The sequence below is a fragment of the Arthrobacter sp. MYb213 genome (assembly GCF_002979915.1).
Classification (GTDB): domain Bacteria; phylum Actinomycetota; class Actinomycetes; order Actinomycetales; family Micrococcaceae; genus Glutamicibacter.
The window spans coordinates 399,426-415,364 of the sequence record NZ_PCQA01000001.1; the positions used below are offsets into that span (position 1 = coordinate 399,426).

A 15,939-nucleotide genomic window follows, 5' to 3' on the forward strand; every position below is an offset into this window, starting at 1 on the left:
CTCATGGGGCGCCACGACTTCTTCTCTAAATTTGCGCCACGGCCGACCCGTTTGCGCTTCGCCGTGTCGCGCGTGGCCGCGCTCGTGTTGGTGCTTGTGGTGCTGGTTTGGGTCGCCTTCTCCATTATTTTTGCCCCGCCACCGGCCGCCGAAGAATTAGAAGCAATCCCGTTGGTCGCCGATCCAGAACATCCTGCCGCGACCCAAGCGGTCAACATGATTACCGTGCATGTGGTCGGTGCGGTCAAAAAACCCGGAGTGTATGAATTAGCCGAGGGTTCGCGGATCATCGACGCCATTAACAAGGCCGGCGGGATGAATAAAAAGGCTGCGCCGGAACTTCTTAATCTGGCGGCCAAACTCACCGACGGGCAACAAATCATTTTGCCCGGTGCCAGCAGCAGCAGCGCGCCGGCCGAAGCTACGAAAGCTCCCGGCGCCGGGGCGAAGATCTCGTTGAACCAGGCCGATGATCAAACGCTGATGACCTTGCCTGGGATAGGTCCAGCGTTAGCCAAACGCATTATCGACTTCCGCAGCAAAAATGGCCCGTTTACCAGCGTGGAGCAACTCGACGCGGTCTCCGGTATTGGGCCGGTACTGCTGGGCGAACTTTCCGAGCTGGTGGTCCCGTGAAAACAGATTTTCGCGGTTTATGGGTGCTTGCCGGTGCATGGCTGACCGCGTATTTGAAACCGGCCTTGCCACTAATGCTGGTGGTGCTGGTGCTCTTCTTCGTGATTCTGGCATTTCTACTGCGCCAGCGTCACGACTCACCCTCATCGGCACCCTGGTTTACCGGGCCGTTGTTATTGCTTTTAGCTGCGATCAGTGTCAGCGCTCTGGGCTCTGGAAACAATGAGTGTTTATTGCCCGGCGACGCTGAACAGCAACGCAAGGTGATCGTCGCCTTCGATGAGCAACCCAGGGTAGGCGCGGATGCTGTCAGCCAAGGCGCTGCGCAGATTCTCAAATACTGGAATGAAGACCAATGGGTTAGCTGTCCACTTGAGGTGTATCTGAGCGTGCCCTACCATCTCGATGTCACGGCCGATCGCTTCGAAACAATCCTTGCTCTGCAAGCCACCGATTCAAATGGTTCGTTTGCCTGGTGGGCTAGGGCGCAGAGTGCGCCGGTCGTGCTCAGCACGCAAGATCTCAACGCCGCCGATTACCTAAAAACACGGTTCTCGTCCAGCTTGCAGGAGCTCAGTGCCGAAGCTCGGGGTTTACTACCCGGAATGCTCTATGGGGACCGGTCGGGGCAAAACGAAGAACTCTCGACCGCCATGAAAAATAGTGGCTTGAGCCATTTGACCGCGGTGAGCGGCTCAAATGTGGCGTTGCTTGGGGCGATGGTGTTGGTGCTCCTGCGACTTTTTACCGTGCCCAGAATCCCTGCGGCCATCTTGAGCATCGCGTTTTTGGGGCTGTTTATTTGGTTTGTGGGACCAGATCCCAGCGTACTTCGGGCCGGACTAATGGGAATGATCGCCACTATCTCGCTGCTACTTGGTCGTGGCCGGGGTTCACTGGGAATTCTGAGCTTGTCCGCGACGATCTTGCTTCATCTGGATTCCTCGCGCGCGGTAGATCCGGCCTTCGCATTATCGGTGCTAGCGACCCTAGGTATCATCGTGCTGACTCCGGCGCTTACCGAGATTTTCTCGCGTATTTTCCCGCCGTGGTTTGCCCAGCTCACCGCAATTTGTTGTGCCGCCCAGTTCACCTGCCTTCCGGTGATTATTGCGTTGAATTCAAACTTTAGTTTGTACTCACTGCCCGCGAACCTTGTAGTAGCTCCATTGTTGCCGCTGATCACTACCGTCGGTGTGCTCTGTTTATTGTTGTGTACTGCTTTGCCCGGCCTAGTTCAGCTGCTGGTGTGGGTGCCTGGATTGCCGGCCGGTTGGATCGGGAAAGTAGCGTTATGGGTGGTGGAGTTACCGGGTGCTTCGCGCCCCTGGCCAGCGGGGCTTGCCGGTATCAGTCTGGCCATTGGATTCTCGGTGGTTTTCACCGTATTGCTTGTGACTGGCCGTGAAAGTGAACATTTGGCGGTGCATCGCGTCGCTGCTGGCGGCTTGATCGCAGCGCTGGTGGCGATGTCTGCGATTGTTGTGCCGGCGACCTTGTTCTATCGTCCAGATCTTGGCGGGGAATGGCACGTTGCAATGTGTGATGTTGGCCAGGGGGATGCTTTTATGATCCATACCGGACCAGGAGAAGCGTGGCTGTTGGATTCGGGTACGCCCGATGGGGACGTGGAATCTTGCGTGAAACGATTAGGAATCACCACGCTGTCCAAGGTGTTTATTACCCACGAGCATGCCGATCATTTTGGTGGAATACCCCAAATAGAGGCTTCCGGAATCAAAATAGGTGAGCGATTAGTTTCTTCTGGTTTCACCCCGGATCTCTGGCAGGGCGCGGAAGTTATCGGCCCGGGGGATAGCGGTGGCACCGACGAAGTACGCTACCGGGTGATCGGCCCTGATGAGGTCAGCGCACGCTACGCAGAGCCTAATGACACCTCTTTGGTGATCATCTTCGACTTTATTTTGGATGGGGGAGTAGTCAGCTTCTTTACTGCCGGGGACTTAGAGGAAGCTGCGATGCATCAGTTGCTGGCGAGCCAGCCTCAACCGCCGGTCCAAGTGCTCAAAGCCTCGCATCATGGGGCGAAGAACGGTGGGGTCGAAATCATCGAGAAACTCAAACCCCAAGTGATTTTGGTATCCGTGGGCGAAGACAATTCTTACGGTCATCCACACCAACAAATTCTTGACGCCGCCACACAGGTGGGCTCGAAAGTTATCAGGACGGATCAGGAAGGTAGTGTTCTGCTCACATTCGAAGCAGACAAGGTGCTGGCCAAGGCGATTGGAGCCGTAGTTCGGTAGGATCAAGGTAACGCACGACGCATAAAGGAGCTCGATGGCACGCGCGCAAGCATCCCCGGGAATATCGTGGAGGGATTTAACTCCTCAACCACTGATCCTACTGACCGGATCCGAACAATATCTGGCTTCCCGGGCGTTCGAACTATTGCGTAGCCAAGCGGCAACACGCGAAGACATTCAACATACGCGACTCAACGCGGCCACCTATGAGCCCGGAGAACTGTTGCTTGCCACGAGCTCCTCACTGTTCTCTAGCGCCAATCTAGTCGAAGTCCATGACCTGGCCAGCATGAACGAGTACTTCCTCAAAGACGCCCTGAGCTACCTCAAAGATCCGGCCCCAGAGAATGTGCTGATTCTGCATTATTCGGGCGGCACTCGTGGCAAGAAACTATTGGACGCCATCAAGGCTGCCGGAGCGTTGATTGTCAATTGCCAGCCAATCAAGCGCGATGCTGAAAAAATCGATTTTGTGCAGGCAGAGTTTAAGGCCGCCAAACGTCGAATCACTAACGACGCGGTGAAGACGTTGGTTGCAGCGGTGGGCAATTCGTTGGCAGAGCTTGGCTCAAGCTGTCATCAGCTGATTCAAGACACCACTGGGACCATCGACCAAGAAGTAGTGGATCGCTATTACGGCGGACGTATTGAAGCAACAGCCTTCAAGGTGGCAGATGCGGCGCTGGCAGGAAATGCGCAGCTCGCCTTAACTACCTTGCGCCATTCATTGGATACCGGAACTGATCCGATTCCCATTGTTGCAACTTTGGCGATGAAAATTCGTCAATTGGCCAAGGTGCTTGGAGTCAATGAGCCTGCGGCATCGTTGGCTTCAGAACTCGGTATGGCACCGTGGCAGGTGCAGGCTGCTCAGCAGCAGGCCCGCGGGTGGAAGCGTGCGGATGTTGCCTTGTGCATTGAAAATATTGCGCAAACGGATCGCATGGTTAAAGGTGGTGGCCGTTCTCCAGGTTATGCCTTAGAACGTGCCATCTTGTTCATCGCGTCCAAAGCCCCAAAACGTTAGTTCGCTTGCTTGGCTTCTGCGGCTAATTCCTCGTAAAGGGACCAAAAGTCTGCCATCGGGCGAGGCGCACCGCAAAGTAGATCCTCGAGATACTGTAGGTGTGTCTGCCAGCCGGTGAGGTAATTAGTAGCTTGATCCGACAGCTGACTGTGTACGAGCGATAACTTGGTACCCGTTGAGTTGCCGGTGAGTCGTAGTTCCAGCATTGAAAGGTTCTCGTCGGGGAACTTCCACGTCATGATCAAGAGTTTCGCTGGATCGCACCGTTGGATAAGACAAGTGCACCAGTAGTCTGGGGCGTGTTGAATTTCCACAACCTGTCCGACTTCGAAATTTGCCAGGCGTGGCTCACCAAGCCACATACTTAGCTGGGTGCCTTGCGTCAATGCGTTCCATACCTGGTCAGTTCCGACCGGAAACTGCCAGTGTTGGATGACCGAGGTGTTCTCGGATCCGATCCAGCTGTTGAGTTGCGGCATGCTCACAGGCTAGCGCAACGATGAAAATGGTGGTTAAAACGCAAGATCCCCGAAGCCCTAAGGATTCGAGGATCTTGCTGAAGTTTAGCGGTGCTTAGAGGGCGTTAACCTTCTTGGCGATTGCCGACTTACGGTTAGCAGCGTTCTTCTTGTGAAGAACACCCTTGCTAACTGCCTTGTCGAGCTTCTTGCTAGCCAAACGCAGTGCGTCAGTTGCCTTCTCCTTGTCAGCGGTGGCGACTGCCTCGCTGACGTTACGGATAAGGGTCTTGACCTCCGAGCGGACTGCTACGTTACGTAGACGAGCCTTTTCGTTGGTAAGGTTACGCTTCTTCTGGGACTTGATGTTTGCCACTTTAATAAACTCTCTCGTTTATCGTCAAATACGGTCGGTAGAGGGTTCATCCTTCGGGCCATCGACTGAGCGGTGTGGGGCACCTATGGCGACCCAAAGGGGGCGTGTCACCCAACCTGCGTGACACACAAGAGTTAACTCTAGCAGAATGGCCGACCAACGACTAACGCCTAGCGCTGCTTATTTAGGGTGTTCACCACATTGCTAAAACGCTGTTCATCAAGGATTGCACCCTCGCGGCGCACCGAACTTTGACTGAGCCGAATAATTCGGTCTAGCTTGACCTCGCTTGGCCGCCGTTCACGATCCCAGTCACCGGTACCAATATCCATGTAGTCCGAATTCTGGTGACCCTCAAAGTTTTTGTCCTTGCTGGTCAACATCAGGCCTAGGAGCCACTGCCCATCGCGTCCGATAATCAATACCGGGCGGTCTTTGCCCTGGTTGTGATCTTCCTCGTAAGGAACCCAGCCCCAAACAACTTCACCGGGATCAGCTTCGCCGTCGAGGCTCGGGTTGTACTCGTAGTGCACGGTACCGTGAAAATCTCCGGGGTAGGCGGAACCAGACTGAGCGGCGGGGCCGTTAGAAGCTGCCTGCGGGTGCCGCGATCGGCTTGGTGCCTGAGTTGGCCTACGGGTAGTAGTTGGTCCGTTGCTACGTGAGGAGTTAAAAAGTTTAACCGCACGCAGTACAAGGGAAAGAATCTTCTGTGCATTCAAAGCCATGATCGACAAACTATCAGGGCGCGCCCTTCCAAATAGGTAGTGACGCGTAAATCATGACAGAATGGAGCCTAATTCCGCGTAAATTCTTAGTTAGTAAATGAGGTCTGTTTAGGTGTCTCCATTGGCCCGCACCGCCCAGGTGCCAGCCGCGACCGATCCGTCGCTCATCCGTAACTTCTGCATTATTGCCCACATCGACCACGGTAAATCAACCTTGGCCGACCGCATGCTGCAGTCCACCGGCGTGGTTTCCTCGCGCGATATGAAGGCCCAGTACCTGGACCGCATGGATATCGAGCGCGAGCGCGGTATCACCATTAAATCGCAGGCAGTGCGCATGCCGTGGGAAGTCGACGGCGTGACCTATGCGCTGAATATGATCGACACGCCAGGACACGTTGACTTCACCTACGAGGTTTCTCGCTCCTTGGCGGCCTGTGAAGGCGCCATTTTGTTGGTTGATGCGGCCCAAGGCATCGAAGCGCAGACCCTGGCTAACCTTTACTTGGCCATCGAGAGTGATCTGAACATCATTCCGGTGCTCAATAAGATTGATTTGCCTAACGCTCAGCCGGAAAAGTACGCCGAAGAATTGGCAAACTTGATTGGCTGTGAAGTTGAAGACGTACTGAAGGTCTCGGGTAAAACCGGCGAAGGCGTTGAAGACTTGTTGGACGAAGTGATCAAGCAGCTGCCGGCACCCCAGGGTGTGGCTAATGCTCCGGCTCGAGCAATGATTTTCGACTCGGTGTATGACACCTACCGCGGTGTGGTTACCTATGTTCGCGTGGTTGACGGCATGCTTCGTCCGCGTGAGCGTATTCAGATGATGTCCACCGGCACTACTCACGAACTACTTGAAATTGGCGTTTCGGCGCCTAACCCGGTTCCAAGTAAGGGCCTGGGTGTGGGTGAAGTAGGCTACCTGATCACTGGTGTGAAGGACGTTCGCCAGTCCAAGGTTGGCGATACGATCACCAATAGCATCAAGCCTGCCACCGAGTCTTTGGGTGGCTATGAAGATCCGAAGCCAATGGTCTTCTCGGGCTTGTACCCGATGGATGGCAGTGACTACCCGGCGCTGCGCGATGCGTTGGATAAGCTCCAGCTCAACGACGCTGCACTGGTGTATGAACCAGAAACGTCGGTAGCACTAGGCTTCGGCTTCCGTGTTGGTTTCTTGGGTCTGTTGCACCTGGAAATCACCCGCGAACGATTGGAAGCCGAGTTTAATCTCGATCTGATTTCCACCGCTCCCAACGTGGTGTACGAGGTCATGCGTGAAGACAAGGTCATGATCACCGTGACCAACCCGTCGGAGTTCCCAGAAGGCAAGATTCTTGAGGTTCATGAACCTCTGGTTTCCGCGACGATCCTTGCCCCGGCCGAATTTATTGGTTCGGTGATGGAGCTGTGCCAGGGTCGACGTGGCACGCTGCGTGGCATGGACTACCTCAGCGAGGAGCGCGTAGAAATGCGTTACACCTTGCCACTGGCGGAGATCGTGTTCGACTTCTTCGATCACCTCAAGTCACGTACCCGCGGGTATGCCTCCTTGGATTGGAAGGCCGACGGTTCGCAAATTGCCGACCTCGTCAAGGTCGACATTCTGTTGCAAGGTGATCAGGTTGACGCTTTCAGCGCGATCACCCACCGCGATAAGGCGTACGCCTACGGTGTCATGATGACCGGAAAGCTGCGTGAACTAATTCCGCGCCAGCAGTTTGAGGTGCCAATTCAGGCAGCTATCGGTTCACGCATTATTGCTCGTGAATCCATCCGAGCCATTCGCAAGGACGTGCTCGCCAAGTGCTATGGCGGCGATATTAGCCGTAAGCGCAAGCTGCTTGAAAAGCAGAAGGCCGGTAAGAAGCGTATGAAGATGGTCGGTCGTGTGGAGGTTCCGCAGGAAGCCTTCATTGCCGCTCTATCCACCGGTGAAGAGAAAAAGAAGTAAATGCCCTCAGTTTTGCCTGACGGCGATCCGGCTCCGGCCGATGGTCTGCTCCCCGCATTATGTTCGCACAATGCGCAGGAGCGGACCATGTCCTTCTATGTGCATATTCCGTTCTGCACTGTGCGCTGTGGATATTGTGACTTCAACACCTACACCGCGAAGGAACTTGGTTCTGGTTCGAGCCAGGCCAGTTATGCTGCCACGGTAAGCCAGGAAATCAGTTTCTCTCGCGGCGTGATGGACAAGTCTGAAATTGCGCATCGCGAAATTGAAACCGTATTTTTCGGTGGTGGTACCCCGACCTTGCTACCTGCTAGCGACCTTGTTTCGGTACTCGGCCGCATTAGTAGTGAATTCGGGCTCAAGCCCGGTGCTGAGGTCACCACCGAGGCGAACCCCGATTCGGTGACCCGTGAAAGTCTGCAAGAGCTTAAAGATGGCGGATTTACCCGTGTCTCCTTCGGGATGCAGTCTGCAGTTCCCCATGTGTTGGCGGTCCTAGAACGCACCCACGACCCCAAGCGTGTTCCACAGGTAGTTCAGTGGGCTCGTGAGGTGGGTCTGGATGTGAGCGTGGACCTGATCTATGGAACTCCGGGGGAGTCGGTTGAAGATTGGCGTACCAGTATCGAGGCCGCACTATCCTACGAGCCTGATCACATTTCTGCCTACGCGCTGATTATCGAAGAGGGAACTAAACTGGCGGCGCAGATTCGACGCGGTCAGGTTCCTAATATTGACGATGATGATCATGCCGAAAAGTATCAGCTTGCCGATGAGATGTTCGCTGCCGCCGGTTATCAGTGGTACGAAGTCAGTAACTGGGCCAAGGGTGAAGAGCACGCGTGTCGCCATAACGTTGCCTACTGGCAAGGTGGCGACTGGTGGGGCGCAGGCCCTGGAGCACACTCGCACGTGGGCGGTTTGCGCTGGTGGAATGTGAAGCATCCTGCCGCGTACCAACAACGTATCGACGGTGGCATCTCTCCGGGACACGGCCGTGAGTTCCCTAATGCGGAAGCGGTCCAGTTAGAACGAACCATGCTTCTGACCCGACTTAGCAGTGGAATGCTTATCGCAGACCTGGACGAGCATGGTCGGAAGGCGGTGGCAGGTTTAATCGCCGATGAGTTGATTGATCCTAAGGCTGCCTTTGCTGGATCTGTGGTGTTAACGCAACGAGGCCGGCTCTTGGCCGACCTGGTTGTTCGAGAGTTATTAGATTTCTAAAGCGTAGAAAAGTTAGTTACTTCATCAAACGCAGGTTAATGAGGTAACGGTATGGGCGTCCCTTGTTGACCTGAATGGCGGCGAGGGCGCCCATTAGCGTCATGTAGACCCAGAGCGCCACGGTGAGTACAGCGAATATCCAACCGATGCCAGGGATCAAGGTCAGCACGTTCAGGACGATTGCCAAGATCGTGAGCGGGAACGTGAAGTTGAACGCTTCCTTCGACTCCTGAGAGGTGAAGGGCCCCCGGTCTCGGTACACCGCGAAGATGATGGCCGATGGGATGCAACCGAGTATGGCGCCGAAGTGCGACATCATTGCCCATTGACGATCCTCAGAAGGAGACAAGGGTAAAGCTGAGACCTTGGAACCTTCGAAACGTGAATTCTCCGGCGGTAGGGTCTTGCGTGTTGTCACGTGGCTCTTCCTTGTCTCGATAGGGTGTTGTTCTAATTCTATAGAGGTTCTAGCGATGTAAAGGCCAACCCGCCCTAAAACTCCAACTATTGGTCAATCGTTAGGAAACCGTAATCTTCACTGGTGAGGAAATCGATCAGCTCTTCAACCTTGCCTAAGAGCTGTGGTTCTAGCTGAGAATAGTGGTCAACGTGGGAAAGGATGCGTTGCCAACCCAGGCCGATGTCCTCTGCTGTGGAGTGTGGCCAACCGAACTCGCGTAATATTCCGGTTTTCCAATCGGTGCCACGCGCAATGACCGGCCATTTCGTAATGTTAAGCGCCGAAGGTTTAACCGCCTGCCAAACATCGACGTACGGATGGCCCAAAATCAATACATGTTGCGCCGCTCCAGGCACCCGCATTGCTTCCTTGACGATGTGCTCTTCTTTGGTTCCAGAAATCAGGTGATCCACGAGGATCCCCAAGCGCCGTTCCGGTGAGGGATTAAACGCTCGGATGGCCCCGGCAAGGTCATCAACCCCGTGCAATGGCTCCACCACAATTCCTTCAACACGCAAGTCATGGCCCCAGACTTTTTCGACTAACTCGGCGTCGTGTTTACCTTCGACCCAGATACGACTGGCCCGGGCGGTACGGGCTTTTAGATCGGTGACCGCGCGAGAACCGGATGCCGAAACTAACTTCTTTGGTGCCGCCGTTTTAGGCTGCGGTTCAACGATCTCTACCGGTTCTCCTTCGAGCAGGAATCCGAACCCGGCTTGAAATGAACGTGTCTTACCGCGACGGTCCTCCAGCACGATGACACGCATGCCACCGGACTTTTCGGTGCGAACCACTTCACCGACCCATCCGCTGTCCACGTCTTCCAATAACAAACCGACGGATACCGGAATTTGACGCAGTTTTTTGGGTGCTGGTGCACTGAGGTCTTGCGCTCCCCAGGAGTAATTAGTCACGTACGGCCTTTCGCTGTGATCGAATACGCTCGAAATCCAATGCTAGCAACCGATGAACGTATTAGACTTGGCACTTGATAGGTTCGAGTGCCAAAACCTTGCGTGGTTTCATAGGAGGTGTTGAGGTGAGTGAGTTTCGACGTCTAGACGTCTTGCGCGCCATTGTGGAGGACTACGTCCAGTCGCATGAACCAGTTGGGTCCAAGGCATTGCTTGATCGTCATAACCTCGGAGTCTCCGCGGCGACGATCCGTAATGACATGGCATTGCTGGAAGAAGAAGGGCTGATCGCGGCTCCACACACCTCTTCAGGGCGTATTCCCACGGAAAAGGGCTACCGTCGTTTTGTTGATCAGATAGGTGAGCTGAAGCCGCTGTCTAGAGCCGAACGCGAAGCGATCAACAAGATCTTGGATAGTTCCCAAGATCTCGACGAGGTGCTGCATAGTACCGTTCGGTTGTTGGCGCGCCTGACAAACCAAGTCGCACTCATTCAAGTTCCGCACTATGACACTGCGTCCTTGCGAAATCTGGATCTTGTGGGCTTAGGTTCCGCGCAGGTACTGATGGTGATGATTGCCTCTAATGGGACGGTAGATCAGCGAATGATCTCCACCGTGAGGGCTTATAGCGACGAGGAACTGCACGCTCTGAAGCTGACTTTGCTTAACGCCCTGGGCGGACGACAGCTTGCCGAGCTCGTGGGAAGCCTAAAGTTGGACATGATCCCGCCGCAGCTGCAAGAAGACCCTTTGTTCGAATCGATCGTGGGTAGCCTGCAGGAAATGGCACGCGCAGCCAATGCGCAACGCATCGTGATGGCCGGTACTGCTAACCTCGCACGTTCCTCGGGGGATTTCCCGTTGACGCTGACCCCAGTTCTGGAAGCCTTAGAAGAGCAGGTTGTTTTGCTCAAACTATTTTCTGAGCTGGAAGCTGACTCACGTGGTGTGGCGGTGACCATTGGTACCGAACATCATTACGGACAGTTATCCGATGCCACGGTGATTGCCACAACGTATGGTTCGGACGCGCGTAGCAAATTGGGCGTGCTTGGACCGACCAGAATGAATTACCCCTCCTCGATGGCATCGGTACGCGCGGTAGCGCGCTACCTATCGAAGATTTTGACGAATTAGTTTTCGTCGCCACTAAATTTTTTTATTTTTACGAAAGGACACGGCGAATATCGTGAGCTCGCATTACGAGACGCTGGGTGTTGCTAAGGATGCGACCCCGCAGGAAATCAAGAGTGCCTACCGCAAACTGGCACGCAAGTTGCACCCAGATGTAAACCCTAGTGAAGGTGCTGCTGAACAATTCAAGCTGGTCACCCGCGCCTACGAGGTCCTTTCCGATGAAAAGAAGCGCGCCAACTTTGACGCGACCGGGGACCTCAACGGCAACGGTCAGCAGGGCTTCGGTGGGGGCGGCGGACAGAACTTCGGTGGCTTCGGCGATATCTTCGAACAGTTCTTTGGCGGGGGACAGGCTCAGGGGCCTGCCTCACGTACGCAGGCTGGCCGCGACGCGCTGATCACCATCACCATTGATTTGGAAGACGCGGTCAAGGGCACCGTCTATCCGCTGGAAATGGAAACCGCCGTGACATGCAAGGCCTGTGACGGTTCATGCTGCCGCCCTGGCACCAGCCCGGTCACCTGTGAAACCTGCCGTGGTGCAGGTCAGATCCAGCGCCCGGTACGTTCCTTCCTCGGACAGATGATGACCGTTGAAACTTGCCCCGCCTGCCGCGGGTTCGGTACAACCATCCCCGACCCATGTAATGAATGTAATGGCGAGGGCCGCGTGCGCGAGCACGTGTCGAAGTCGCTGAACATTCCTGCCGGTGTTGATTCGGGAACCCGAATCCAGCTGCGTGGTCAGGGTGAAGCCGGTCCTGGTGGGGGACCGAACGGTAACCTCTTCGTGGAGATTGATGTTCGCCGCCACAAGGTATTTGAGCGCGCGCAGACCGATCTGCATGCGAAGATGACCATTCCGATGACCGCTGCAGCCCTGGGCTGTGAACTGAAGCTTGAAACCTTCGATGGCGAGCAGCAGATCAACGTGGAATCCGGTGCCCAAGATGGGGATACGATGACGCTGCCAGGTCTGGGCGTACCACGTCTGCGCGGTGGCAAGCGTGGCGACGTTATTGTGCACCTGCAGGTGGAGACCCCAACCAAGCTTGATGCCGCACAACGTGAACTGCTTGAGCAGTTGGCAGAACTTCGTGGCGAACAGCTCACCTCAGGTCGTGTTGAGCAGTCCGGCGGAATGTTCTCCCGGTTGCGCGATAAGTTGAACCAGCGCTAAACATGAGCAATCACAGCTTTGTGATCTCCGCGGAGCAAGGTGCACTGGCCCTGGTGGGGGAAACTATCGAACTCACCGGGGCTGAAGCCCATCATGCGGTGGCCGTAAAACGCGTGTCTTCCGGCGAAGAGCTTGACCTTCTCGATGGAACCGGATTGCGCTTGCGGGTTAAAGTGTTGGACGCGTCCAAGGAGTTGTTGCGCGTCATCGTGCTTGAACGCCTACAGGAAGATGCTCCGGCACACCGAATCGGGTTGGTTCAGGCGTTAGCTAAAGGTGACCGTGACCTTCAGGCCGTGGAATCCGCCGTGGAGCTCGGTGTCTTTACGGTCCGTCCGTGGCAGGCGGATCGATCTATCGTGCGATGGAGCGGAAGTAAGACCGAGAAGGCGATGGCTAAGTGGCGTTCGTTGGTGCGTTCGGCGCAGAAGCAATCACGTCGTGCATTCGAACCGGAAGTCTTGGAAGCGGTTAATACTAAGGCGCTCAGTAGCCAGATTCGCCAGTTGTGTGAAAACGGCGAGTTAGTTTTGATTCTTCATGAGGCTGCGCAACTATCTGTCGCGCAGGAAACGCAGAACTGGCTAAGTCAGGCCTCCGAGCAGGCCGGTGTCACCCTGGTGGTCGGACCCGAAGGTGGTATCAGCGACGCCGAGCTTGAACAGTTTGTTGCTGCTGGGGCCCGCCCAGCCCTGCTGGGACAGCATGTCTTGCGTGCTTCAACCGCAGGGCCGGCAGCTTTAGTTCTGGTTCGGCACCTGCTGGGCGACTTATAAATCGATAAACAGAAAATGTTCAGCATAACCAAGTGGTTGTGCTGAACATTTTTTTGTAGTTAAACGAGCAAAGATTTACTTGATGGTGAATTCACTGGACACCGAAGCGATTTTTTTCGTGGACCCAGTTTCCTGTCCCCAGAAGGTCAGTTTGTAGGAGCCCACTCCTAGCTGAGTGGTGAAGTTGAACGAGCCGTCTTTTTTGATCGATGTTGCTTTGATCGCTTTAGCAGCGGTCAAAACGGTCAGCTTGCCGGTTTTGTCCTTGCTTTCCAAGCTGTAGTAGATACCGTCGGTAAAGTTGGCGGTTCGCCCGGAGAATTTGATTTGCCCGGCCTTATTTGTGGCACCAAATTGTGGATCGATGATCCAAATTGGCGCCATGAAGCTTGCGTCGCGTTCATATGAATCGGCGAGTCGTAAGTCACCGAAGACCGTTGCATTAGCTTGCCCGTCAACCAGGATTTTTACCTTCGGAGGCAATGTGCCGATTAACAGCCCCGCGTTAGAAGCGGCAGCGGTTGAGGTGAAGACTAGTTGCTGAATAGTGCGCTCGGACAGCCCACGGTCGAGTTTAGCGCTGAAGACCTTAGCAGGAAGGTCAAGAGTAATGACGTTTTCCTTGTTCATGGACACGCCAACTTCGCTTGATGGCTTCAGATGTGTGTACCAGACAGGATTTACTGACTTTTCATTGAGCAGGTAGGAGATGGAATCCCCAATGGGCTCGCCAGTCACATTTTTTGTGGCGTATTCACGGTAAAGATATACGCCAAGATCCGTGTTTTCTAGCCAATAGATCGGCAACCGGTCAATAGCTGATTGGTGTTCAACGGAGTCGCTTGCAGCGGGTAGTGCCAGAGAGGCAGCGGCCGAGCTAATCGGCATCTGATGTGATTCCTCGCGCGAAGCAAGACCACAGCCAGCTGCCGCGACGAGACTAAGACTGACTCCAATAACGGCAACCCGCTTTGAAGCCATCCTCGTGAATCTACCCTGCACTACTTACCAATCCGTTGATCAATCGTTTAACGTCGAGCCACTAAATGCCCTGACGCTCAAATAGTTTTGCACACGAAGCTGAGCAAAAAAGCGGAAATCGGTCGTTTCGAGGCATTCTTAACCAAATCTATACCTTGGCCACCAGTGATACTTAAGAAACACTTCAGATGCATTGAGCCCTTGCTCATGGCGAAAATCTTCCCGAAGACTGACCGTCGTGGATAGACTGTAAGGTACGAGAAAGAACCATCGCCAAGCTTTATAAAAGGGGCACTAAGCACTGCATGCAGGTTGAACATAATAAGATACCGGCCGAGTCTGACTCCGCGTCCATGACCATCACCTTCGAGACCCCCGAACTTATGGTCGCGACGCTAGGTCCTAGTGATGAATTATTGCGCATCCTGACAGGTGCCTATCCCTTGGTGCAATTCCGCCCCAACGGTGCAACCTTGACCTTGATCGGTGAACCCATCCAGGTACGCAAGGCGCAGCGGGTTACCGAAGAAGCGCGGGCCTTAGCTAGCCGCGGTTCACGGATGAGCGCCGATACGATCGAACAAATCATCAAAATGCTCTCTGCTGGCGGTGGCGATACACCCACCGACGTGCTGGGTCTGAAGATCCTCTCTGGCCGAGGCCGTTCGATTCGGCCTAAGACGCTGAACCAAAAAAGCTACGTCGACGCGATCGAGGACAACACCATCACCTTTGGTGTGGGTCCAGCCGGTACCGGCAAAACTTTCCTTGCCATGGCGATGGCGGTGGCAGCCTTGCAAGCCAAGGAAGTGAGCCGCATTATCTTGACCCGTCCGGCGGTAGAAGCGGGGGAGAAGCTGGGCTTCCTCCCCGGAAGCTTGACCGAAAAAATCGACCCGTACCTGCGTCCGCTGTACGACGCATTGCACGAGATGATCGACCCGGAGACCATTCCACGGCTCATCGAGGCTGGAACAATTGAGGTGGCCCCGCTGGCCTACATGCGCGGGCGCACGCTCAATGATGCGTTTGTCATTCTGGACGAAGCGCAGAACACCACCAGTGAGCAAATGAAAATGTTCCTCACCCGTTTGGGCTTCGGTTCAAAAATGGTGATCACCGGCGACGTGACCCAAGTGGACCTGCCCGGAAACGCGGTCTCCGGACTGGCGATGGTCATCGAAGTGCTCGAAAATATCGACGACATCAAGCTGTGTCGACTGGATGCTGGCGACGTGGTGCGTCACCGACTGATCGCAGACATCGTCACGGCTTATGACCGTTGGGACACCAAAAAACGTGAACAACACTCCCGGGGACGGACCAAGTAATGAGCGTGGAAGTAAACAACGAAACCGACTATGAAGTGGACCTGCACGATGTGCAGAAACTCGCCGACTCGATTACCGAGGCGATGTTCATCCACCCGGAAACCGAAGTTTCTATCGTCTTCATCGACGAAGATGCGATGAGCGAATTGCACGTGGAGTGGATGGACCTCGAAGGCCCCACCGACGTGATGAGCTTCCCCATGGATGAACTTCGTCCAGGATCCGAAACCGCTCCGTCGGAAAGCGGCATCTTAGGCGACATCGTGATCTGCCCAACCATCGCCGAAGCTCAGGCGAAAGCCGGCGGACATGCGGTCCATGATGAGATTTTGCTGCTCACTACTCACGGCATGTTGCACCTGATGGGCTTCGACCACGAAGAGCCAGAGGAAAAGGCCGAAATGTTCGCCCTGCAGCGCCGCCTGCTCGAAGGCTACACCGGCCGCCCGGCACCGAAAGAAACGGTGGAATAGCCG

The 15,939-nt window shown here is 55.0% G+C and carries 16 protein-coding genes; 10 read left to right on the forward strand and 6 right to left on the reverse strand.

Annotated elements, in window-relative coordinates:
• Positions 1-3: 3 nt before the first annotated feature.
• The 3 genes from CQ011_RS01875 to holA are packed head-to-tail and all read left to right on the forward strand — an operon-like array spanning position 4 to position 3,930.
• Entirely contained in the window at positions 4-636 is a 633-nt protein-coding gene (locus tag CQ011_RS01875; protein WP_105674104.1) for a ComEA family DNA-binding protein, read from the forward strand.
• On the forward strand, positions 633-2,903 hold the full coding sequence (locus tag CQ011_RS01880; protein ID WP_105674106.1) for a ComEC/Rec2 family competence protein: 2,271 nt from the start codon (positions 633-635) through the stop codon (positions 2,901-2,903). The genes CQ011_RS01875 and CQ011_RS01880 overlap by 4 nt, the downstream gene beginning before the upstream one ends.
• A 34-nt stretch (positions 2,904-2,937) precedes the next feature.
• Positions 2,938-3,930, forward strand: a complete 993-nt coding sequence (holA, locus tag CQ011_RS01885; protein WP_105674108.1) for a DNA polymerase III subunit delta — start codon at positions 2,938-2,940, stop codon at positions 3,928-3,930.
• Here the strand turns inward: holA and CQ011_RS01890 are convergent.
• From CQ011_RS01890 to CQ011_RS01900, 3 genes are all read right to left on the reverse strand, one after another.
• On the reverse strand, positions 3,927-4,409 hold the full coding sequence (locus CQ011_RS01890; protein ID WP_105674111.1) for an SRPBCC domain-containing protein: 483 nt from the start codon (positions 4,407-4,409) through the stop codon (positions 3,927-3,929). The genes holA and CQ011_RS01890 overlap by 4 nt on opposite strands.
• 94 nt (positions 4,410-4,503) lie before the next feature.
• Complete coding sequence (rpsT, locus tag CQ011_RS01895) at positions 4,504-4,764, reverse strand: 30S ribosomal protein S20 (protein WP_096257737.1); 261 nt, start codon at positions 4,762-4,764, stop codon at positions 4,504-4,506.
• Positions 4,765-4,934: 170 nt separating this feature from the next.
• A complete protein-coding gene (locus CQ011_RS01900) occupies positions 4,935-5,492 on the reverse strand; it encodes a type II toxin-antitoxin system PemK/MazF family toxin (RefSeq protein WP_105674113.1) in 558 nt (185 codons plus the stop codon).
• A 112-nt stretch (positions 5,493-5,604) separates the two neighbouring features.
• Here CQ011_RS01900 and lepA point away from each other — a divergent pair, with 112 nt between their 5' ends.
• Both lepA and hemW read left to right on the forward strand, forming a co-directional pair.
• Entirely contained in the window at positions 5,605-7,449 is a 1,845-nt protein-coding gene (lepA, locus tag CQ011_RS01905; protein WP_105674115.1) for a translation elongation factor 4, read from the forward strand.
• Positions 7,450-8,679 carry a radical SAM family heme chaperone HemW gene (gene hemW, locus CQ011_RS01910; protein ID WP_105674117.1) on the forward strand — a complete coding sequence of 410 codons (1,230 nt, stop codon included), beginning with the start codon at positions 7,450-7,452 and terminating at the stop codon, positions 8,677-8,679.
• A 16-nt stretch (positions 8,680-8,695) separates the two neighbouring features.
• On the opposite strand, the gene CQ011_RS01915 is transcribed toward hemW, so the two are convergent.
• Both CQ011_RS01915 and CQ011_RS01920 read right to left on the reverse strand, forming a co-directional pair.
• Positions 8,696-9,097 carry a DUF4870 domain-containing protein gene (locus tag CQ011_RS01915; protein ID WP_105674119.1) on the reverse strand — a complete coding sequence of 134 codons (402 nt, stop codon included), beginning with the start codon at positions 9,095-9,097 and terminating at the stop codon, positions 8,696-8,698.
• An 86-nt stretch (positions 9,098-9,183) separates the two neighbouring features.
• A complete protein-coding gene (locus tag CQ011_RS01920; protein ID WP_105674122.1) occupies positions 9,184-10,056 on the reverse strand; it encodes a DUF3097 family protein in 873 nt (290 codons plus the stop codon).
• A 125-nt stretch (positions 10,057-10,181) separates the two neighbouring features.
• Between CQ011_RS01920 and hrcA the strand changes: the two genes are divergently transcribed.
• From hrcA to CQ011_RS01935, 3 genes are read left to right on the forward strand one after another with little or no spacing between them, the layout of a single operon-like run.
• On the forward strand, positions 10,182-11,195 hold the full coding sequence (gene hrcA / locus CQ011_RS01925) for a heat-inducible transcriptional repressor HrcA (protein ID WP_105674124.1): 1,014 nt from the start codon (positions 10,182-10,184) through the stop codon (positions 11,193-11,195).
• 52 nt (positions 11,196-11,247) lie between these two features.
• Positions 11,248-12,375, forward strand: a complete 1,128-nt coding sequence (gene dnaJ / locus CQ011_RS01930; protein ID WP_105674126.1) for a molecular chaperone DnaJ — start codon at positions 11,248-11,250, stop codon at positions 12,373-12,375.
• A gap of 2 nt (positions 12,376-12,377) precedes the next feature.
• The gene (locus CQ011_RS01935; protein ID WP_105674128.1) at positions 12,378-13,151 is read left to right on the forward strand and encodes a 16S rRNA (uracil(1498)-N(3))-methyltransferase; all 774 of its coding nucleotides are present in this window, start codon (positions 12,378-12,380) and stop codon (positions 13,149-13,151) included.
• A gap of 75 nt (positions 13,152-13,226) precedes the next feature.
• On the opposite strand, the gene CQ011_RS01940 is transcribed toward CQ011_RS01935, so the two are convergent.
• On the reverse strand, positions 13,227-14,039 hold the full coding sequence (locus tag CQ011_RS01940; RefSeq protein ID WP_105674130.1) for a GerMN domain-containing protein: 813 nt from the start codon (positions 14,037-14,039) through the stop codon (positions 13,227-13,229).
• A 398-nt stretch (positions 14,040-14,437) separates the two neighbouring features.
• Here CQ011_RS01940 and CQ011_RS01945 point away from each other — a divergent pair, with 398 nt between their 5' ends.
• On the forward strand, positions 14,438-15,463 hold the full coding sequence (locus tag CQ011_RS01945; RefSeq protein WP_105674132.1) for a PhoH family protein: 1,026 nt from the start codon (positions 14,438-14,440) through the stop codon (positions 15,461-15,463).
• Positions 15,463-15,936, forward strand: a complete 474-nt coding sequence (ybeY, locus tag CQ011_RS01950; protein ID WP_105674135.1) for an rRNA maturation RNase YbeY — start codon at positions 15,463-15,465, stop codon at positions 15,934-15,936. Before CQ011_RS01945 ends, ybeY begins: the two co-directional genes overlap by 1 nt.
• The last annotated feature ends 3 nt before the right edge of the window (positions 15,937-15,939 follow it).

Excerpts from the sequence above, each read along its gene's own strand:
- CQ011_RS01945 (WP_105674132.1), top strand. The coding sequence starts at position 14,438 with ATGCAGGTTGAACATAATAAGATACCGGCCGAGTCTGACTCCGCGTCC.
- CQ011_RS01935 (WP_105674128.1), top strand. The coding sequence starts at position 12,378 with ATGAGCAATCACAGCTTTGTGATCTCCGCGGAGCAAGGTGCACTGGCC.
- CQ011_RS01900 (WP_105674113.1), bottom strand. The coding sequence starts at position 5,492 with ATGGCTTTGAATGCACAGAAGATTCTTTCCCTTGTACTGCGTGCGGTT.
- CQ011_RS01875 (WP_105674104.1), top strand. The coding sequence starts at position 4 with ATGGGGCGCCACGACTTCTTCTCTAAATTTGCGCCACGGCCGACCCGT.
- CQ011_RS01940 (WP_105674130.1), bottom strand. The coding sequence starts at position 14,039 with ATGCCGATTAGCTCGGCCGCTGCCTCTCTGGCACTACCCGCTGCAAGC.
- holA (WP_105674108.1), top strand. The coding sequence starts at position 2,938 with ATGGCACGCGCGCAAGCATCCCCGGGAATATCGTGGAGGGATTTAACT.
- ybeY (WP_105674135.1), top strand. The coding sequence starts at position 15,463 with ATGAGCGTGGAAGTAAACAACGAAACCGACTATGAAGTGGACCTGCAC.
- hemW (WP_105674117.1), top strand. The coding sequence starts at position 7,450 with ATGCCCTCAGTTTTGCCTGACGGCGATCCGGCTCCGGCCGATGGTCTG.
- CQ011_RS01890 (WP_105674111.1), bottom strand. The coding sequence starts at position 4,409 with ATGCCGCAACTCAACAGCTGGATCGGATCCGAGAACACCTCGGTCATC.